Annotated in this window: 16 protein-coding genes; all 16 read right to left on the bottom strand. The window is 28.6% G+C overall.

The annotated features are described in order from the left end of the window. Window positions 1-33 precede the first annotated feature (33 nt). Window positions 34-207 carry a hypothetical protein gene (locus AC0B4K_RS03310; RefSeq protein ID WP_465103788.1) on the bottom strand — a complete coding sequence of 58 codons (174 nt, stop codon included), beginning with the start codon at window positions 205-207 and terminating at the stop codon, window positions 34-36. Between the two features lie 97 nt (window positions 208-304). Continuing rightward, a complete protein-coding gene (tsf, locus tag AC0B4K_RS03315; protein ID WP_465103789.1) occupies window positions 305-1,183 on the bottom strand; it encodes a translation elongation factor Ts in 879 nt (292 codons plus the stop codon). 22 nt (window positions 1,184-1,205) lie between these two features. Beyond that, window positions 1,206-2,066 carry a 30S ribosomal protein S2 gene (rpsB, locus tag AC0B4K_RS03320; RefSeq protein WP_465103790.1) on the bottom strand — a complete coding sequence of 287 codons (861 nt, stop codon included), beginning with the start codon at window positions 2,064-2,066 and terminating at the stop codon, window positions 1,206-1,208. 291 nt (window positions 2,067-2,357) lie between these two features. After that, window positions 2,358-3,053 (bottom strand): CDP-diacylglycerol--glycerol-3-phosphate 3-phosphatidyltransferase, encoded by a 696-nt coding sequence (pgsA, locus tag AC0B4K_RS03325; RefSeq protein ID WP_465103791.1) that lies wholly within the window; start codon window positions 3,051-3,053, stop codon window positions 2,358-2,360. Further along, on the bottom strand, window positions 3,040-3,672 hold the full coding sequence (locus tag AC0B4K_RS03330; RefSeq protein ID WP_465103792.1) for an MHJ_0274 family protein: 633 nt from the start codon (window positions 3,670-3,672) through the stop codon (window positions 3,040-3,042). Before AC0B4K_RS03330 ends, pgsA begins: the two co-directional genes overlap by 14 nt. 162 nt (window positions 3,673-3,834) lie before the next feature. Continuing rightward, window positions 3,835-4,188 (bottom strand): hypothetical protein, encoded by a 354-nt coding sequence (locus tag AC0B4K_RS03335; protein ID WP_465101680.1) that lies wholly within the window; start codon window positions 4,186-4,188, stop codon window positions 3,835-3,837. 9 nt (window positions 4,189-4,197) lie between these two features. Beyond that, entirely contained in the window at window positions 4,198-5,766 is a 1,569-nt protein-coding gene (mgtE, locus tag AC0B4K_RS03340) for a magnesium transporter (protein WP_465103793.1), read from the bottom strand. 2 nt (window positions 5,767-5,768) lie between these two features. Then, window positions 5,769-6,350, bottom strand: a complete 582-nt coding sequence (locus AC0B4K_RS03345; protein ID WP_465103794.1) for a diadenylate cyclase — start codon at window positions 6,348-6,350, stop codon at window positions 5,769-5,771. 9 nt (window positions 6,351-6,359) lie between these two features. Further along, the gene (locus AC0B4K_RS03350; RefSeq protein WP_465101683.1) at window positions 6,360-6,590 is read right to left on the bottom strand and encodes a hypothetical protein; all 231 of its coding nucleotides are present in this window, start codon (window positions 6,588-6,590) and stop codon (window positions 6,360-6,362) included. Window position 6,591: 1 nt separating this feature from the next. After that, on the bottom strand, window positions 6,592-8,466 hold the full coding sequence (locus AC0B4K_RS03355) for a ribonuclease J (RefSeq protein WP_465103795.1): 1,875 nt from the start codon (window positions 8,464-8,466) through the stop codon (window positions 6,592-6,594). Window positions 8,467-8,799: 333 nt separating this feature from the next. Continuing rightward, complete coding sequence (locus tag AC0B4K_RS03360) at window positions 8,800-9,978, bottom strand: IS30 family transposase (protein ID WP_465103796.1); 1,179 nt, start codon at window positions 9,976-9,978, stop codon at window positions 8,800-8,802. 255 nt (window positions 9,979-10,233) lie between these two features. Then, the gene (locus AC0B4K_RS03365; RefSeq protein ID WP_465103797.1) at window positions 10,234-10,689 is read right to left on the bottom strand and encodes a hypothetical protein; all 456 of its coding nucleotides are present in this window, start codon (window positions 10,687-10,689) and stop codon (window positions 10,234-10,236) included. Further along, a complete protein-coding gene (locus AC0B4K_RS03370) occupies window positions 10,682-13,126 on the bottom strand; it encodes an ATP-binding cassette domain-containing protein (protein ID WP_465103798.1) in 2,445 nt (814 codons plus the stop codon). Before AC0B4K_RS03370 ends, AC0B4K_RS03365 begins: the two co-directional genes overlap by 8 nt. Then, on the bottom strand, window positions 13,119-14,180 hold the full coding sequence (locus AC0B4K_RS03375; RefSeq protein ID WP_465103799.1) for an ABC transporter ATP-binding protein: 1,062 nt from the start codon (window positions 14,178-14,180) through the stop codon (window positions 13,119-13,121). The genes AC0B4K_RS03370 and AC0B4K_RS03375 overlap by 8 nt, the downstream gene beginning before the upstream one ends. A gap of 12 nt (window positions 14,181-14,192) precedes the next feature. Continuing rightward, complete coding sequence (locus AC0B4K_RS03380; protein ID WP_465103800.1) at window positions 14,193-15,512, bottom strand: ABC transporter permease; 1,320 nt, start codon at window positions 15,510-15,512, stop codon at window positions 14,193-14,195. Next, entirely contained in the window at window positions 15,505-16,680 is a 1,176-nt protein-coding gene (locus tag AC0B4K_RS03385) for an ABC transporter permease (RefSeq protein WP_465103801.1), read from the bottom strand. Before AC0B4K_RS03385 ends, AC0B4K_RS03380 begins: the two co-directional genes overlap by 8 nt. Window positions 16,681-16,698 lie beyond the last annotated feature (18 nt).

The following is a 16,698-nucleotide window of genomic DNA, read 5'->3' on the forward strand; positions in this document are numbered from 1 at the left end:
CAAAATTAATAGACTTTATCTTTAGTTTTTGCACTAGTGTTGCCTACTGTTAACTTTGTAAAATATATCTCCAGTTTTTACACCTTTTAAATAAATATTCTGCTTAATAACAACAGAAAAATACATTTTATTTCAACCAATATTTTCTTTAGAATTTTGTTGAGCAAGAGCAATTACAGTAGTGGTTGAAGTAACTGGTAAAATCATTAAAGGTTTTTAAGTTTAATAATCTCCTTCTAAATACAATATTAAAAATAATTAAGATAAAAACATTCAGAATATTCTGAATGTTTTTAATTTATTATTATTTAACCATACTTGCAACATCAGCTGCAAAGTTAGACTGAACTTTTTCAATTCCTTCACCAACTTCAAATCTTGCAACTTCTACTAATGCAGCATTATGATTAGCTAAATATTTTTCAACAGTTAAAGAATCTTCCATAACAAAGGCTTGTTTTTCTAAAACAAATTCTGATAGTTGTTTAGTTAACCAACCTTCCTGGATCTTTTCTTGAATCTGTGCTGGTTTATTTTCAAATCCGGCTGGTTTTTCAAAACTAGATTTTAAAGCTTCAAAACGATCAGTTGGAATTTGGCTTACTAAGGTAAATTCAGGGTTCATTGCTGAAACATGCATTGCAACATTTTTAGCGGCATCAACAGCTTTCCCTTTTGCTTTAACAACAGCGGCAACTTGAGAATTAGCATGTACATAAACACCTAAAACTTCAGCTTCGTTTGCTTCAATAACAAAAACACGACGCAATGAAATTTTTTCTCCAATTACAGATGTTGCTTCAATTAATGAATTTTCAATTGTTACACCTGTTTCTAATTCTAATTGGTATGCATCTTCTAAAGAAGTAACATTACTATCTAAAACTCTTTGAGCAACTTTGTTTAATAATTCAACAAATTTTTGGTTTTTAGCAGCAAAGTCAGTTTCAGAATTAATTTCAACTAAAACTGCCCTTTTATCATTTCCTAAAGCAACTACTGCCCCTTCGGCTGCTACTCTACCTGCTTTTTTAGCGGCTTTAACAATACCATTTTCTCTTAATCAGTTAATAGCCGCTTCAATATCATCGTTAGAAGCTTCTAAAGCTTTTTTACAATCAATTAATGAAGAATTAGTTCTAGCTCTTAATTCTTTAATTAATTCCATTTTGTTTGCACTCATTTTTAACTCCTTTTTATTAATACTATTCTAAATTAGCTTCTGCTTCTTTAGTGAATTCTTCACCATTTTGTTTAGTTCCTGGTGTTTCAGGAAAAACTATTTTAGTATCATCTTGGTATGCGAATCAGTGGTGTCCACCTCTTGCTTTAACAATAGCGTCAGCAATAAGCGTCATGAATACTTGGATGAATTTTGCTGAATCATCATTTCCTGGAACTCCTAAGTCAACTGTATCAGGATTGGAATTAGAGTCTAAAATAGCAATAACTTTTAATCCTTTTTTCTTTGCTTCTTTAATAGCAATTTCATCTTCGTTAGGATCAGCTACTATCATTACATGTGGTAAACGTCTCATTTTACTCATAGCACGTATACCATTTAAGTTTTTGTGTAATTTTTCTAATTGTTTAGTTTTTTCTAAAGCCTCTTTTTTGGTGTAACCCTTAAAGTTATTTGCAGCTTTTGCTTCTAATTGCTCCATAGTATTAACACTACGCATGATAGTAGCATTGTTTGTTAATGTTCCACCTAATCATCTTTCAGTTACGAATAATGAATTAGTTCTTTCCGCAGCTTTTTTAACTGCATCTCTAGCTTGTTTTTTAGTACCAACGAAAATAAATTCTGTACCTTTTGCAGCTAAGTTGTTAACAAGCTTATATGCATATTCTAGGTGATTTTGTGTTTTGTAAACATCAATAATGTGTACACCTTTTAGTTTACGGTTAGGAACTAAGTATTCCTTCATTTTTGGATTTCAAGCAAAAGTTTTATGTCCAAAGTAAGAACCTGATTCAAGAAGTTTTTCTCTTGAAATAATTGGTTTTCTTTCTTGTTTTTGTCTTGATTCTTTTTCTAGTTTGTGGGTTTCGTTTGTTTTCATAAGTAAAAAATCCTTTTCTTTAGTTTGTTATTTTCTAAGCAATATTTCGAGCACCTAGCACTATAATATTATTTTTAGCACACCCAAGTGAATCCATATTGCCGTTAATATAATTTTAAAATTTAAGTGTTATAAAAACACGTTTTTATTTTACCATATTTCAATAAAAACGAAAATTATTTATTTGTGGAATTAATACAAAAATTAATGTTGATCACACACATTTTTTATAATCAAAATATAAATAGATGCATAATGCATAATACAATAAAAAAAACCGCAACGGCGGTTTTATTTGAAGATTAAGTGACGGTGTGGATAAATATAATCAAAAGCTGAGTATAAACTTAACCCAAGGGCTATTAAAGTTGGAATATTAAATAATATAACGGCTCAGTAAACTTCGTTAAAGATTCAAGGTGCAGCTAAGTAACTTATTGAAACAAAAATAACTGCTAAACTAAGTACGATTGTTTTTAATTTTCCGTAAAATTTGGCTGCAATGTTAATATTATGTTTATATAAAACAACTCTAGTTCCATCTACGACTAAATCTCTAACTATAAAGATGATTATAATTCAAAATGGAATGATGTTGTAAAATGATAAAAAGATTAAAACAGTTGTTGTAATAACTTTATCTGCTAGTGGATCCCATAATTTTCCAAAAGACGTTATTGCATTATATTTACGGGCCAAAAAACCATCAATATAATCAGTAATCATTGCAATAATAAAAATCACTAAAGTAAATGCAACAATACCAATATCATAAGAATCTACACCTTTATAAACCCACATAAATGGGAATAAAATTACTAAAGGTAAGATTAAGATCATACGTAAAATAGTAAGTAAATTTGGTATTTTTTCTTTTTTGATATTTTTCAGTTTTACAAAACCTCTAAAATTCTTAAATCCATGAGTAATCTTATGTTTTAGTTTTGAAAACTTTAATTTAAAAGTTTTGAAATTAATTTTCTTCATTAGCGAGACTCCTGTCAAAATCTTTATTTAAATTATTTAAATATTGTGTTTTAATTTCATTTTTTAATATTTCTGGGTCTTTTAAATCATTTATTTCACTTGAATTTGCTTCTTTAGCTGCTTCTAATGCTAGAGGAAGTTGATCAATAAAAAATTGTAAAGAAGATTGCGAAAGTTTTTTATCTCATAAATTTGAATTTAAATCTTTAAGTACATTTAAGTTAGTCACAAAAACTTTATAACGTTCTGAAGTTTTTAAATAGTTTTTAAATTCATATTCATTTTGTAAATCATTGATTGTTTGAGCAGCAGCATAGTTTAAATGCGACATTTTGTATTTGCCAACGCTGACAACAAAATTTTCATGCTCTTTCCGGTTTAATATAATTAATTCATTAATTTTTATAGTTATTTCATTTCAATATATTACAGAATTTTTTTCAAGCTGGAATGCTGCTTCTTTGGTTTTCTTACGGTTTATTTTTTCTTTAATATAAGAATAAATAATATAAGAGAGCAATAAGAGCAGTAAGATACCTAAAATAACTCAAATAATTATTGACGAATCAGTTCCAAAAACACTACTAGTGTTATTTGGTTTTGAATTGTTATTTTCCATTCTAACTCCTAATTAATAGGTATTATATTTATTAAATTTAAAGAATAACTTTACTTTATGAAAATAAAGTTATATATATTATATTAAATTAATAAGTTTTTAAAATCTTTTAAAGTAAATATTAAAAATTTTTTAAGACTTGAATATAGCCATAAGAAATTTTTATTTAGCTTTAATACTTAGTTTCCATTTATATTCTTTAACAACTTGGCATTGTTCTTTGATTTGCTGCTCCATCTCAGGGATGCTTGGAATGATTTGATCTGAGCCTTCTTGATTATAGTTAATTAAGATACTAAATAATAATTCGTTAACTAATTTTCGATCAATCACAGTTTTCGAATCAGGTTTTTGGTAAGTTACTAGCCCACCTTCTGATAAACGCTCATGAATTTCAATATCTGTATCTTTTACTAACTCTTGCATAAGCTTTTTAAGTTCTTTTGCTTCTTTGGTTAAACGCAAATAATCTTCGGCTAATAATTTTAGTTTTTCAATATCGGCTACTTTAGACATAAACCTCCTTTAAATTAAACTAATGTTATATGTATTTAATACGCTAAATGTTTGTAAATTTAATTGATTTAATGTTGAATTAGCTACAGGTTTTTCAAATAAACCTGCCTTTCAAGCAAGATATAAAACTAAAATATTGAGACCAAAGAAAATTAATGTTGATAAAGCATCGCTTAAAGTTGTTAAAATAGGCGCAGACATAACAGCTGGATCTTTTTTAAATTTAATAGCAACAAGTGGAATAATAGTTCCTAAAAACTTTGCAAAAATAACTACAAATCATAAAGATAATGAACTAGCTAAAATAATAAACGAAAGCGAAACCCAGTCAGTTTGACCATTTTCAAAAGCATCATTTGCAAAACTTGGAATTGCATAATAAATATATAAGCGAATTAAATTTATTAAAAACATAATTCCACCGATAATTGTTCCAACTAATAATTCTTTATAAATAACTTTTTTATATTGACTTGAATCAAATTCACCCAGTGCTGAAGCTCTTGTTACAGTTGTAGTCGACTGAGAACCCGCATTTCCAGCCGAACCACTAATAATTGGTATTAAAGAGACAATAACAGCAGTAGAAATAGTAATACCAAATTGATTGATGCTTTCTTCGCTGATGTTTGTAAATTTTTGAATAATATATTGCGATAAGGTTGCAGAAAGCATCAAAATAATTAACCACACAACTCTTGAGCGTACAATTGTTTTAATTGTCGTTTTTAAATAATTTTCTTCTGAAATTTCAGGACTAATTCCGGCCATCTTATACATATCTTCAGTGGCTTGCTCATTGATAACATCAATAATATCATCAGATGTAATCATTCCAATAAGGCGATTTTCAATCGAAACCACTGGTAAAGATGATCGATCATTGTCGGAAAAAACTTTAGCGGCTTGCTCTTTATCATCAGTTGGATATACAGCAGCAACGGGGTTAACTCATGCTTCAAGTTGACTTGTTTCATTATTAAAGATAATTTCTTCTAAGGTAATATCACCGAGTAATTTTCCATCATTATCAACAATGTAAAAATTATGGCCCATAGTCATATTATTATGATAGTCTTTGCGAATTTTTGCTAAAGCATCTTTTAAAGTTCATGAGCTTTTCAAAATTGAAATATCAACTTGCATGATGCTGCCAACTTGGTGGTCTTTATAAAGCAAAATTTGGTTGATAATATCACGTTTTTCTTTTGGTGTATGTGATAGGATCTTGCGCATAATATTAACTGGTAATTCTTCTAAAATATCTACTAGTTCAGCAGTTTCCAATTCTTGTAAAACTTTTTTTCCTAACTCGTCACTAAATAAGGTAACAAGTCTTGTTTTAATTTCATCTTCCAGGTAACTAAAAATTTCGGCTGATTCAGTTGTGCGTAGTACTCTTAATAAATATAAACGATCTTCATCACTTAGTAATTCATCACCCATAATTAGAGCAAAATTCGGATACGTAGTTTCTTCTTGCAATTCGCGAATTTCGCGAACTTTTTTAGTTTCAATTAATTTTTTAATTTCTTCCACAGATAATTCATGTTTGATTTGGTTCAATATCTTATCCATTACTATCCCTTCAACATCTTAATAAATTCTTGTTGAAATTCATCAATTCTAACTGATAAAATAACGTTTTTTTGAAATAAACGAATTACACCAGTTTGTTCAGAAACTAAAATAGTTATAGCATCAGTCTGATCTGAAATACCAATTGCAGCTCGGTGCCTTGAACCATATGAAGAAGGAACTGATTTATTAGTAATTTTATAAAAAGTAGAAACATAATAAATTTTGTTTTTTCTAATTATTACAGCTCCATCATGCAATGGTGAATTTTTATTAAAAATTGAAATTAATAAATCACTTGAAATATTTGCATCTAAAATAATTCCATCAGTGCGATAATTATCAAGTAAATCATTATTTTCAACCGTAATAATTGCGCCTATTTTGTATTTTGATAAATATTCAATAGTTTCACGCAATTGGTTAATTAAACGTATTTGTGAACTTTGACCTATTTTCATATATGAATTTTTTCTAGTTCTGTTTTTAATTGATAAATTAATAATCGGTTGTAAAAGAAAAAATAAAATAATAACATTAAAAACTAACAGGGTAATTAAAATAATAAAGGTAGTTTGTTCCATGGTTTATTCCTAATCAGTCTTACCGATAAAATAAGCACCAACTAATAAAACAATCACAACAATTATTATTAAAATGGTTAGCATAAGATTTCTAAATAATTCTTTTTTAGATAACGGCAGTTTTTCTTGAACTTCTTTATGTTCAAGATTTGCTTGTTCATATTCTGCTTTTTTTCTTGCATATTCAATTTCTTCTTGCCGCAATTTAATAAAATCAAGTTTTGGTTTATTTTGTTTCATTTTATACCTCGTCTTCATCATCAATTTCATAATCAGAATCTATCATGCTTAATGATAATTCCTCAATTTCTTTTAGTTTTTGTTCAACTAATTTGGACTTTGTTTTTTTAACCTTTTCAATCGTATCTTTTTGTTCACCTTTAGAATTACCAAATTTAATTGGTTTAGACAATAAATCAGCATCACTATGGTCATCAGTAAATAATATTGTCGGAACTACCACAGGGTTACGACGCTTTTCTTTATGCATTAGAGCATTAAGACGTTCAATAATTAGTTTTTCAAGTTCAATAACTGTTCAATTAGGGTTATTCTTAATATGGAATAAAATTGCCCCATGACACACTCTTTTACATTCTTCAATTAAAGATTTCGAATTTTTAACAAAGAAAGTCCCCTTTGTTAAAACTTGAGGACGCCCAATAATTTGGTTAGTAGCTTTGTTAATTAAAATCACCATGCTTACAAAACCAGAATCTTTAAGTTGTGCCCTTTCTTTCATAATTTTACCCGAGAAATTTAAAACTGTATTCCCATCAATAAAAATTGGACCAAAATCAATTATTTCGTTTGTGCGTTTAATATTTTGATTCAACATTTCATAAACAACACCTTTTTGTATAATAATTACGTTTTTACGACTCACCCCATTTTCAATAGCGCTTTGCCCATGTGCAACACTCATCCTGAATTCTCCATGGTATGGTAAAAAGTATTTGGGTTTAGTTAATTGGAAAATTTTATCGTGTTCATTTTTATAAGCATGCCCTGAAGTATGTAAATAACCATCTACACCATTTTCTTTAATAATCGCACCTAATTTACAAAGTCGGTTGATTAATAATTCAATTACCATGCGGTTGCCAGGGATTGGACTTGATGAAAAAATAATCATATCTCCTTTGGTAATTTTCACTGTTGCATGTTTACCATAGCTCATTCTTGATAATGCAGCAAGTTGTTCTCCTTGCGAACCAGTTGTCAAAATTACAAGCTCAGAATCCTTAGTATTTTGGGCAGTTTTTTTGTCTATTAACACTTTATCATCAACATTTATATAACCTAGCTTTCGAGCTATTTTAACACCTTGAATCATTGAACGGCCAAAAGTAATAACTTTTTTTCCCAGTTTTTGTGCTAGTTCAATAATTACCTTAATACGAGTTAAATTTGATGCAAAAGCAGTAATGATAATTTTCTTTTTTGCATCAGTCATATGCCTTTCAATATCAGTTAAAATATCGCTTTCTGATGGAGAATGCTCTAGTCGCATTGCATTAGTTGAATCGGATAATAAAGCGGTAAGTCCTTGTTTGCCCATTTCATCTAGCCTTGCAAAATCAGTGTAATTTCCAATCGGTGTATAGTCAAATCTAAAATCACCAGTGCACATTATGCTTCCATTTGGGGTTATAATTCTTATTCCAAATGAATCAGGAATTGAGTGTTGCGAAGTTCAAAAATCTACTTTGCAACCATTTGGGAAATTATGCACATCATCTTTTTGAATTTCAATAAATTCAATTTTAGATTTTATATTATGTTCATCAAATTTAAGTTTTAAATATTGAATAGCAATACGTGGCGCGAAAATTTTATTTAGTTTTGTTTGTTTTGCTAAATAAACAACACCTCCAATATGGTCTTCATGACCATGGGTAATAAATAACCCTTCAATAGTTTTTTCAGGCCTGTTTAAATATTCGAAATTTGGAATAATTCCTTTGATTCCTGTATTAAAAGTATCTGCAAATTTAATACCAGAATCAATAATAAAAATATGGTTATCATGTTCAATTAGTAAAGTTGATTTACCAATTTCCTCAACTCCCCCAAGTGGAATAATTCTTGTAGGGAGATTCTTTTTCTTATTCATCTTAATCTCTCCTTTTCTTTTAAATTTATATTATGTAATGAATGGAATAAAATAATGGATTAAATAATAGTTATTTAATTTCTTATATTATAACACGATATAAACGAAATAAATTAAGTTAATGAAAAACCTTCAAAGATGTTTTTTGGAAAAGTCACTTGCGAGATGTTAACAAAATAATTGTCTTTTAATTTTAACATAATTTTTAGATAAAAAAATGTATGAGAAAACAGAAAACACGGCAGCGTTTTCTCGTCGGTTTTGCTTACTTTTGCCAAAAGTAAGGCCCCTTTTGATTGCAATCAAAGGCGGGGGATTAAAAAAATTTTTAAGTTATCTTATTTTTCCGTACAACTTGCCATAGTTATTTATTTTTTCCATCATATAATCAATTTCTTGCTGAGAGTATTTATCTAAGCTTTTTCCTTTGGGAATGTAATACCTAATTAAGCGGTGCATATTTTCTATTGAACCTTTTTGTCATGAACTATATGGTTGGCATTTAAATAGTCTTTCAGTTGGAATAACCTGGTGCAATAAGACATTTTCACTACCATTATCAACTGTTAAAGTTTTAATCTCTAAGTTATGTTTCTTGATTAGTTTGACAAGAGTTTGTTTTATAGCTTTGGAGTTGCGTTTTGAAAGCATAGCATAAGACATTCTGGTTTGCCGTTCAATCATGGTCACAATACAATAGGTATCATTGATTTTACCAATAACGGTGTCTAATTCAAAATGGCCGTGTTCAGAGCGATCATTAATATAAGCTGGACGTTTTGAAATTTCTGTAGCATATTTTAATGTTTTAGGTTTGGTTTTCTTTTGCTTCCTTATGCCATATTTGCCTTCAGATTTTTTAACAATATGGTCAAAATCAAGGAAATAAGGGTATTTTTTGATTATTTTATAAATTGTACTAGGTGAGGGAGCAAATTCATCAGGGGATAATTTTTTAAAAGAATTCACAAGATAGGTAACTGATTTCTTAACTTCTTTTTGCTGCAAATTCTTTTTATTTCTATTTTTATTGTATGTGTTAAGCTCACTATATCAATATTTTCTGTAGGCCTTTCATTTCTCTTTAATTGCATCACTTACAAAAAAGAGTCGTGAAAATGAATAACCTAATAAATGTTCGTATAGCTTGGTAAAATTAAGGGTTTTAACCCGCATTACTTTTTTTGAACACTTAGGACAAACATAGCGATTTTGTTTATCTAAACTAAGTTGTCTGCGATTTGTAATAATTTCGATTTTGTTTTTTATACTTCGAATGTCTCTATTAAAAATTTTGGCTACTTCTTGGATTGAGAAACCTTCAGAAAGTTCTTGTAAAATATTATAAAGTTGTTCTAGATCGATTTGATCTGATCGTAATTTTCGTTGTGTCCCAAGAGCTCCTTGCATTTTCAAGATAGTGTTGTAATTCTCTTCAATTTTAAAATGTTGATATTTATTTTCTTTTCGATATTTGTCAAAAACACAAATATATTTTTCTAAATTTTTCATATAATTTTAAGGTCTCCTTTATTTTTTGAAAAATTATTAATACAACTATTTTATTACAAGGCAGACAAAAACAATGTCACATGCAAAAAACTTGCATGTGACATTTCTAATTAATAAAACCTTCAAAGAATTTGAAGGTAATTTGACATGAGATACCTCGATGTCGGCTCGGTAGTATTATAACATAAAATTTAGAATGTGCATCAATCATTTGAATACAAAAAAACACAAGTATGTCTGCTTGTGTTTTGTAATTTAAATTATAGAAGATATCACAAAAAATATAATAAAAAGTATGAAAAACAACAAAATATTTAAATAATATGCAAGGTTATTAATAGGCGGTTTAGAAGCTTTTTCTTGATTTCGTGCAATTATTGTTTGACGATATTTATTAGCTTCATTTGCATTCATATAACGCATTTTTCTTTCTTCTTTGTATGTTCCTACATTGGTTTTTGCTTGCTTAAACGGCCTGCTCATTGATTTTCAAAAATTCTTAGTAATAATTAAGATAACAAGCAATAAAGAACTAGATACAATTGCAGATACTGAAAGCAAGTTCAAGAAGGATTTAGCATCATAAGTTTTTTTGATGCTAAAATCAATTAAAAGTATTATTAGAAAAATTAAGAATGATATACCAAATAAGATGTATAAATGTTTTTTGTGTAATTCTTCTTTAATTGAGTTTCAAAGGTTTTTAATCATTATTTGTTTCTTGGTTAGTTCATTTTATAAATTGCTCTTTAGTAGCGTAAACAAAATGGTTTTGATCAGTAGTTAGAGCATAATTTATTGGAACATTTGGATATCTTTGAGCTTTTAGATATTCTAATTCAAATTTAACATCAGTAAATTTTTCATTAGCATTAGAAACTTTTGGAATAGCTTTAAATAAGTTAATTGTGTAAGGGTGTAGTGGGTTTTGATAAATTTCTTTTGTATCACCAGATTCAACAATTTTACCAAAGTGCATAATTTGAACACGATCGGCAATATATTCAATCATTGATAAATCGTGAGCTATAAAAACCATTCCAATATTTTTTTCTAAACATAAATCTTTAAGTAAATTAACAATTTGAGCTTGGATTGAGATATCTAATGAAGCAATTGGTTCATCAGCAACAATAACTTTTGGTTCAGAAATTAAGGCTCTTGCAATAACAATTCTTTGGCGCTGTCCTCCTGAAAATTCATGTGGGTAACGATATGCAAATTGCTTTAATAACCCAACATCTTCTAAACTTTTATAAATCGTTATCTTAGTAAATAAAGATTTTAGTTTCCATAAATTAAATGGTTTCAGTATATAAGTCAAGAATTTTTGTAACTTTTTATTTTTATTTAAAAGCCATAAATCAAATTTAGAAACTCCCAGCAATACATAAGTATTATTTAAATCTTTTGTAAGGTATTTAAGTTCGATATCAAATGATTCAACACCTAATAATTTATCTCGCACATTTGTATCATAAACTTGTAAATCAATTTTAGCTTGTTTTAATTTACGAGTTAATTTTATGATGCTTTCTTGTTTGCTATTTTTTGCTTCTTTAAGTCTTTCTTGGAGTCTTAAAATACGATTAGTTTTATAAAACTCTTTAAATTTCTTATGAACTAACTTAAATAGTTCATTATTTTTCTTAGAAACAATATTGAGCTCTTTCCAAGTATTTTCTTCGCTGTTAATTTGATCTTTAAGTAAATTAATTCTAGTTTCAAAATCTAAAACATATTTTCTAACTTCTTCATTATGAATTTCTTTAGCTTCTTGATATTCTATTTTAGCTTTGTCTAATTCTTTTGAATTATCATGAGGTTTTTTGAAAAATTCTTTAAATTCTAACTTAATATAATTTAAATACTTATTTAACTCATTTTTAAAAGAAATTTTGTGTGCATTTTTCCGTTGAGTTGAAAGATTAGTATATTTTGTAAAATCAAATTTATATTCTTGATCAATTATTTTCACTAATTCTTGTTTATATGCTTTTAAAGAACTAAACGAATAAACATCTAAATTTAGTTTTTGTTCAAAAATTGGCAGCGAAATTTGATTAAAAGAACTAATTAACTCTTGGAGCTCATTAAAAGTTAAATATGTTAAAGATGTTTTATTTTTCTTAAATAAACTTTCGGCTTTTTTATTTAATAAATGTAGTTTTAATTTATAAGCGTGAAATTCAATATCATAAGCATTATATGATTCATTTCAATTAAGCCTTGATTCATTTTTTAATTCCGCGATAATATTCTTAACTGAATTTCGTGAACTAGAATATTCTTCCCATCAATTTAGTGAATTATCCTTAATGTTTTGGTATGCTTCTTTACGGCTTAATTTATATTGATAATATTCTTTGGTTTTTTTGCTTAATTTAAGTTGTTCATTGTACTTTGCTAAAGCCTCCCAATAAGCAACCTCATCAATATCAATTTGATTCAAAGCAAGCTTGGTTTTTGATTCATTATATAATGAAATTAATGAATCGGTATTTGAATATAAATTGTTAATAATTGTGGAATTGTTCTTATTTTTCTCTTCTAAAAATGAAAAATAAGAATTAAATTTATCATCGTATGAACCTTCATCATTTTCAAAATCATTTATATTACTCAAAATATCGCTTCATTTATCATTAAAGGGCTTAGTTAATGAATTAGTAATTTTCAGATTTTCTAATCTTAATTTTAGAACAGCTTCTAAAAATGAATAATGGAAGTTTTCTTTAACTTTGCTTCAAGTTTTATCTAAATCTTTAATTTTGTTTTTAATGATTTTATTAACGACTAATGGTTCTTTTAAAATTGTGAAAATTGTATGTTGACCATTAAGAGCAGCCATTGGATCTTGAAAGATCATTTGAATGTTTTTGCGCATGAATTTACGTGTTTGAGATGAGATTTTTTTACCTGAAATTAATTTTCCATCTAAACGCACAAACCCATTAAAATCATCATAAAGCCTTAAAAGTGAACGACCAATTGTTGTTTTCCCTGAACCTGATTCACCAATTAAACCAACTATTTCACCCTCTTTAACATCAAAAGAAACATCATCAACAGCTTTGTTAACATGTCCTTTATTAACAAAGAATTTTTTTAAATTAAAAATTTCTAAAATAGGTCTTTTATTATTCATGATCGTTGAACACCTTTCTAAAATTCTTAAGTCTGTTTTCTAATTCTGGAGATAATGTAACTTGTGGAGCTTCTGGATGTAATAACCACGTAGCTGCTGCATGAGTTGGCGATACTTCAAAAAGCGGAGGCTCTTTAACAAAATCAATTTCAAGGGCATAATCATTTCTTGGCGCAAAGGCATCGCCCAAGGGTAAATTATTCATATCTGGCGGGGTTCCTTTGATTGAATATAACCGATCTTCTTTGTTTTCTGGAATTGCAGAAATTAAAGCTCAAGTATAAGGGTGTCTTGGGTCAGTAAAAATATCTTTTTTTGTCCCACGTTCAACAATTTTGCCAGCATACATAACATAAATATAATCACAAAACTTAGCAACTACAGAAATATTATGACTAATTAGAATAATTGAAATATTCATTGTTTCACGAATTTGATCAAATAAAGCTAAAATTGAAGCTTGAACCGTTGGATCTAAAGCTGTTGTTGGTTCATCAGCAATTATTAAACTAGGTTTCAAAGCAACAACCATAGTAATTACGATTCTTTGCTTCATACCCCCACTAAGGGTATGTGGATACATGTCAAACACTTGTTCTGGACCTCTGATACCAAATTTATCTAATAAGTCTACTAGGTATTGACGCTTTTCTTGGTAAGTTTTATTTTTTCAATCCTCATTTTTATTTAAAGCATCTAAGAGTTGCTTGCCAACTTTACGAGTTGGATTTAAGGAAGTTAAAGGATCTTGAGGGATATATCCAATTTTATGTCCCCTAATTTTTTGCCAAAAACTATCTCGTTTTGATTTTAATAAATCAATTCCATCGATATTCATTAAATCAGCAGTAATTAATGAATTTTCATTGATATTTAAAAATGATTTTGAAGTAACTGATTTTCCTGACCCTGACTCTCCAACAATACCAACAATTTGACCTTTAGTAATTTCCAAATCAACACCACGGACAATATTTATATATTTATTACGTTTAACCTTAAAACTAACTTTAAGGTTCTTGACAGATAACAAAACATCTTGTGATTCTTGCATATAAATATCCTCCTATTTTGATTTAATAACTTTAGGGTCTAATGCATCATGGACACCTAAAGCAATGAAGTGTAGCGAAACTGAAATTGAAAGTAAGATTAATGATGGAAGTAATAAGGTCCAAATATTTGTGGCAGCTTCAGCAGGGGCTGAAGAAATAATTTTTCCTAAGTTTGCATTATCAGATTTAAAGAAACCTAAGAAGGCAAGTGATGAAATTGAAAGAATAATTGACGGAATTGATGCAACGTAGCTAGTTGCAACTTTACCGACAATTGAAGGTAATGCATGTTTATAAATTAAACGGACTTTTGAAGCACCAACTGATTGAGAGGCAGTAATAAATTCTGAATCCTTAACTGTAATAATAAATAATCTTGTTCTACCAACTGAACCAACTCAACCAACAAAGATTAAGGCAAAACCTAAAGTTAAGTCAGTTGTTCCAAATAAAGTAGCAAATAATAATAACCAAATTAAAGTTGGTGGAGCTGAAAAAATATCAATTAAACGCATGATAATTGTATCAGCTGGTTTTCCAACATGAAACCCTAAGTATGAGCCAATAGCTACTCCAATTAAGGTTTGTAAGGTAGCAACAACTAAAGCAAGTCTAATTGCTCTTCAAGTTCCAATTCAACTTTGAGTTCATATATCAATACCTGTACTTGTAGTTCCTAAATAAGTTCCTAAATTAATGTGTGGGTTAGCGGCTAAAATTTCTTGGTAATATTTAGCAGCCTCTTGTGCAGAAATTGTTGGGCTAATTCCAGAATTAATTAAAACAATATGCACCGAGTCAATTTCATACCATTTGTAAAAATCAACATATCTAACTAAATTTCCGCTTGTCAGATCTTGAGTAAAGTATTCTGGTTTGTTAAACTGATTTCATAAATACCCGCCATAATAGTCCGCTTTTTGTCAAGCTAAGGCATTTTCAGTAAAGTAATTATCACTAAAAACTAACTTAGAATTTATTTTACCAGCTCAAATTGCAGGTAAAGATTTTACAAATGATGAACCTGTATTAGTGGTTAGGCCAGCTTTCTCGCCAATTAAATTAAGTTTGGTAGTTTGATCTACCGAAATATCTGCACTATAGTTTGAATAAGTTGTTACGACTATCGAGGTTATAAAGACCGCTAAAAAAACAATTAAGAATAAAACTGAAGGCCAACTTTTGAAGAATCTTTTGAAGATTTCCACCATTAATTTTTTTGGCTTACCGGCAACGTTACTAAAGTTATTAGTTTGAGGAGCAAAAGCAAATGGATTAGTAATATTATCCAATTTTAGTTTATATTTTTGGTTAAATTCTTTACTAGTCATTTATTCCTCCTTGTAATTGCTTGTGTTTTACAAAATCTTTATTACGTTGCATAGTACGCATAAATATTTGTCAATAACTAAACCCTGATTGAGATGAATATTTAATTCTGGGATCTAAAATAGTATATGAGATGTCAACAACAATCGTAGTCATAACACCTAAAAACGTGAAGAAGACTGTGTTGAACATAATAATGTTAATTTCCCCTTGTGGGAAAGATTGGGCAATAATTTCTGAAGTACCAGGTATATTTCAGTATCTTTCAATAACAATTCCTCCAGTTAATAAACCAATATATGAAGGAATTAAAATTGCTGCTAAAGGAATTGAAATATTTCTTAAGACATATTTGAAGAAAATTTCAGATTGTTTTAATCCTTTTGAACGTGCGATTAATACATAATTTGATGTTAAAACTGTAATGACTTGGTTTCGTGTATAAGTAATATACCCAGATAAAGAACCAAGCACTACAATTAAAATAGGTGGTATTCAAGACAAGAAAATTTGGCTTTTAGTGTAAACTTGTGAACTTTGTGCTGAATATGGGTTAATAAAGTTTGGCGTAATATTAACCCTTAATAAAATTGAAATTAAGATTGGGGCAATAATAAATGATGGTAAGGCAATAAAGAATAGTGAAAAAACGTTAATTCCTGCATCAAATATTGTTCCCCGCTTGTATCCAGCAACTGTACCAAGCACAATACCCATAATAGCACTAATAAAGAACGCCGGAAGAGTAACAATTATTGATAATTTTAAGTATTTAAAGAATAATTCCGAAATTGATGATGTTTGTGTTTGTTGGAAAATATTTTCATTAAATGGTTCTCCAAATGGGTTTTGTTTATTTGTAAAAATATCACTAAGTCAATATCCAAAGCGGGTAAACGGACTTAAGCGATAGTTAAGTCAAACATTTTCAAATTCATCATAACGATTGGCTCAAGAAGCGGGTAAAAAATGGTATCTTACTGAATCATTAAAAAGCTTTTTTAATAATTCTTTATTTGAATCATTGCTACCACTAGATTCTGAAGTTGCTAATGCTTTTTCTACAAATGGATTAACAGAAAACTGAGCTGTTAACACATATACTACAAAAACAATAATTAGCAAAGTCAAAATCGCAAAGCCAATCCTTTGTAAAATGTATTTTAACATTAATTTTCCTTTCTATCA

This window comes from Mycoplasma sp. 11548, assembly GCF_055523555.1.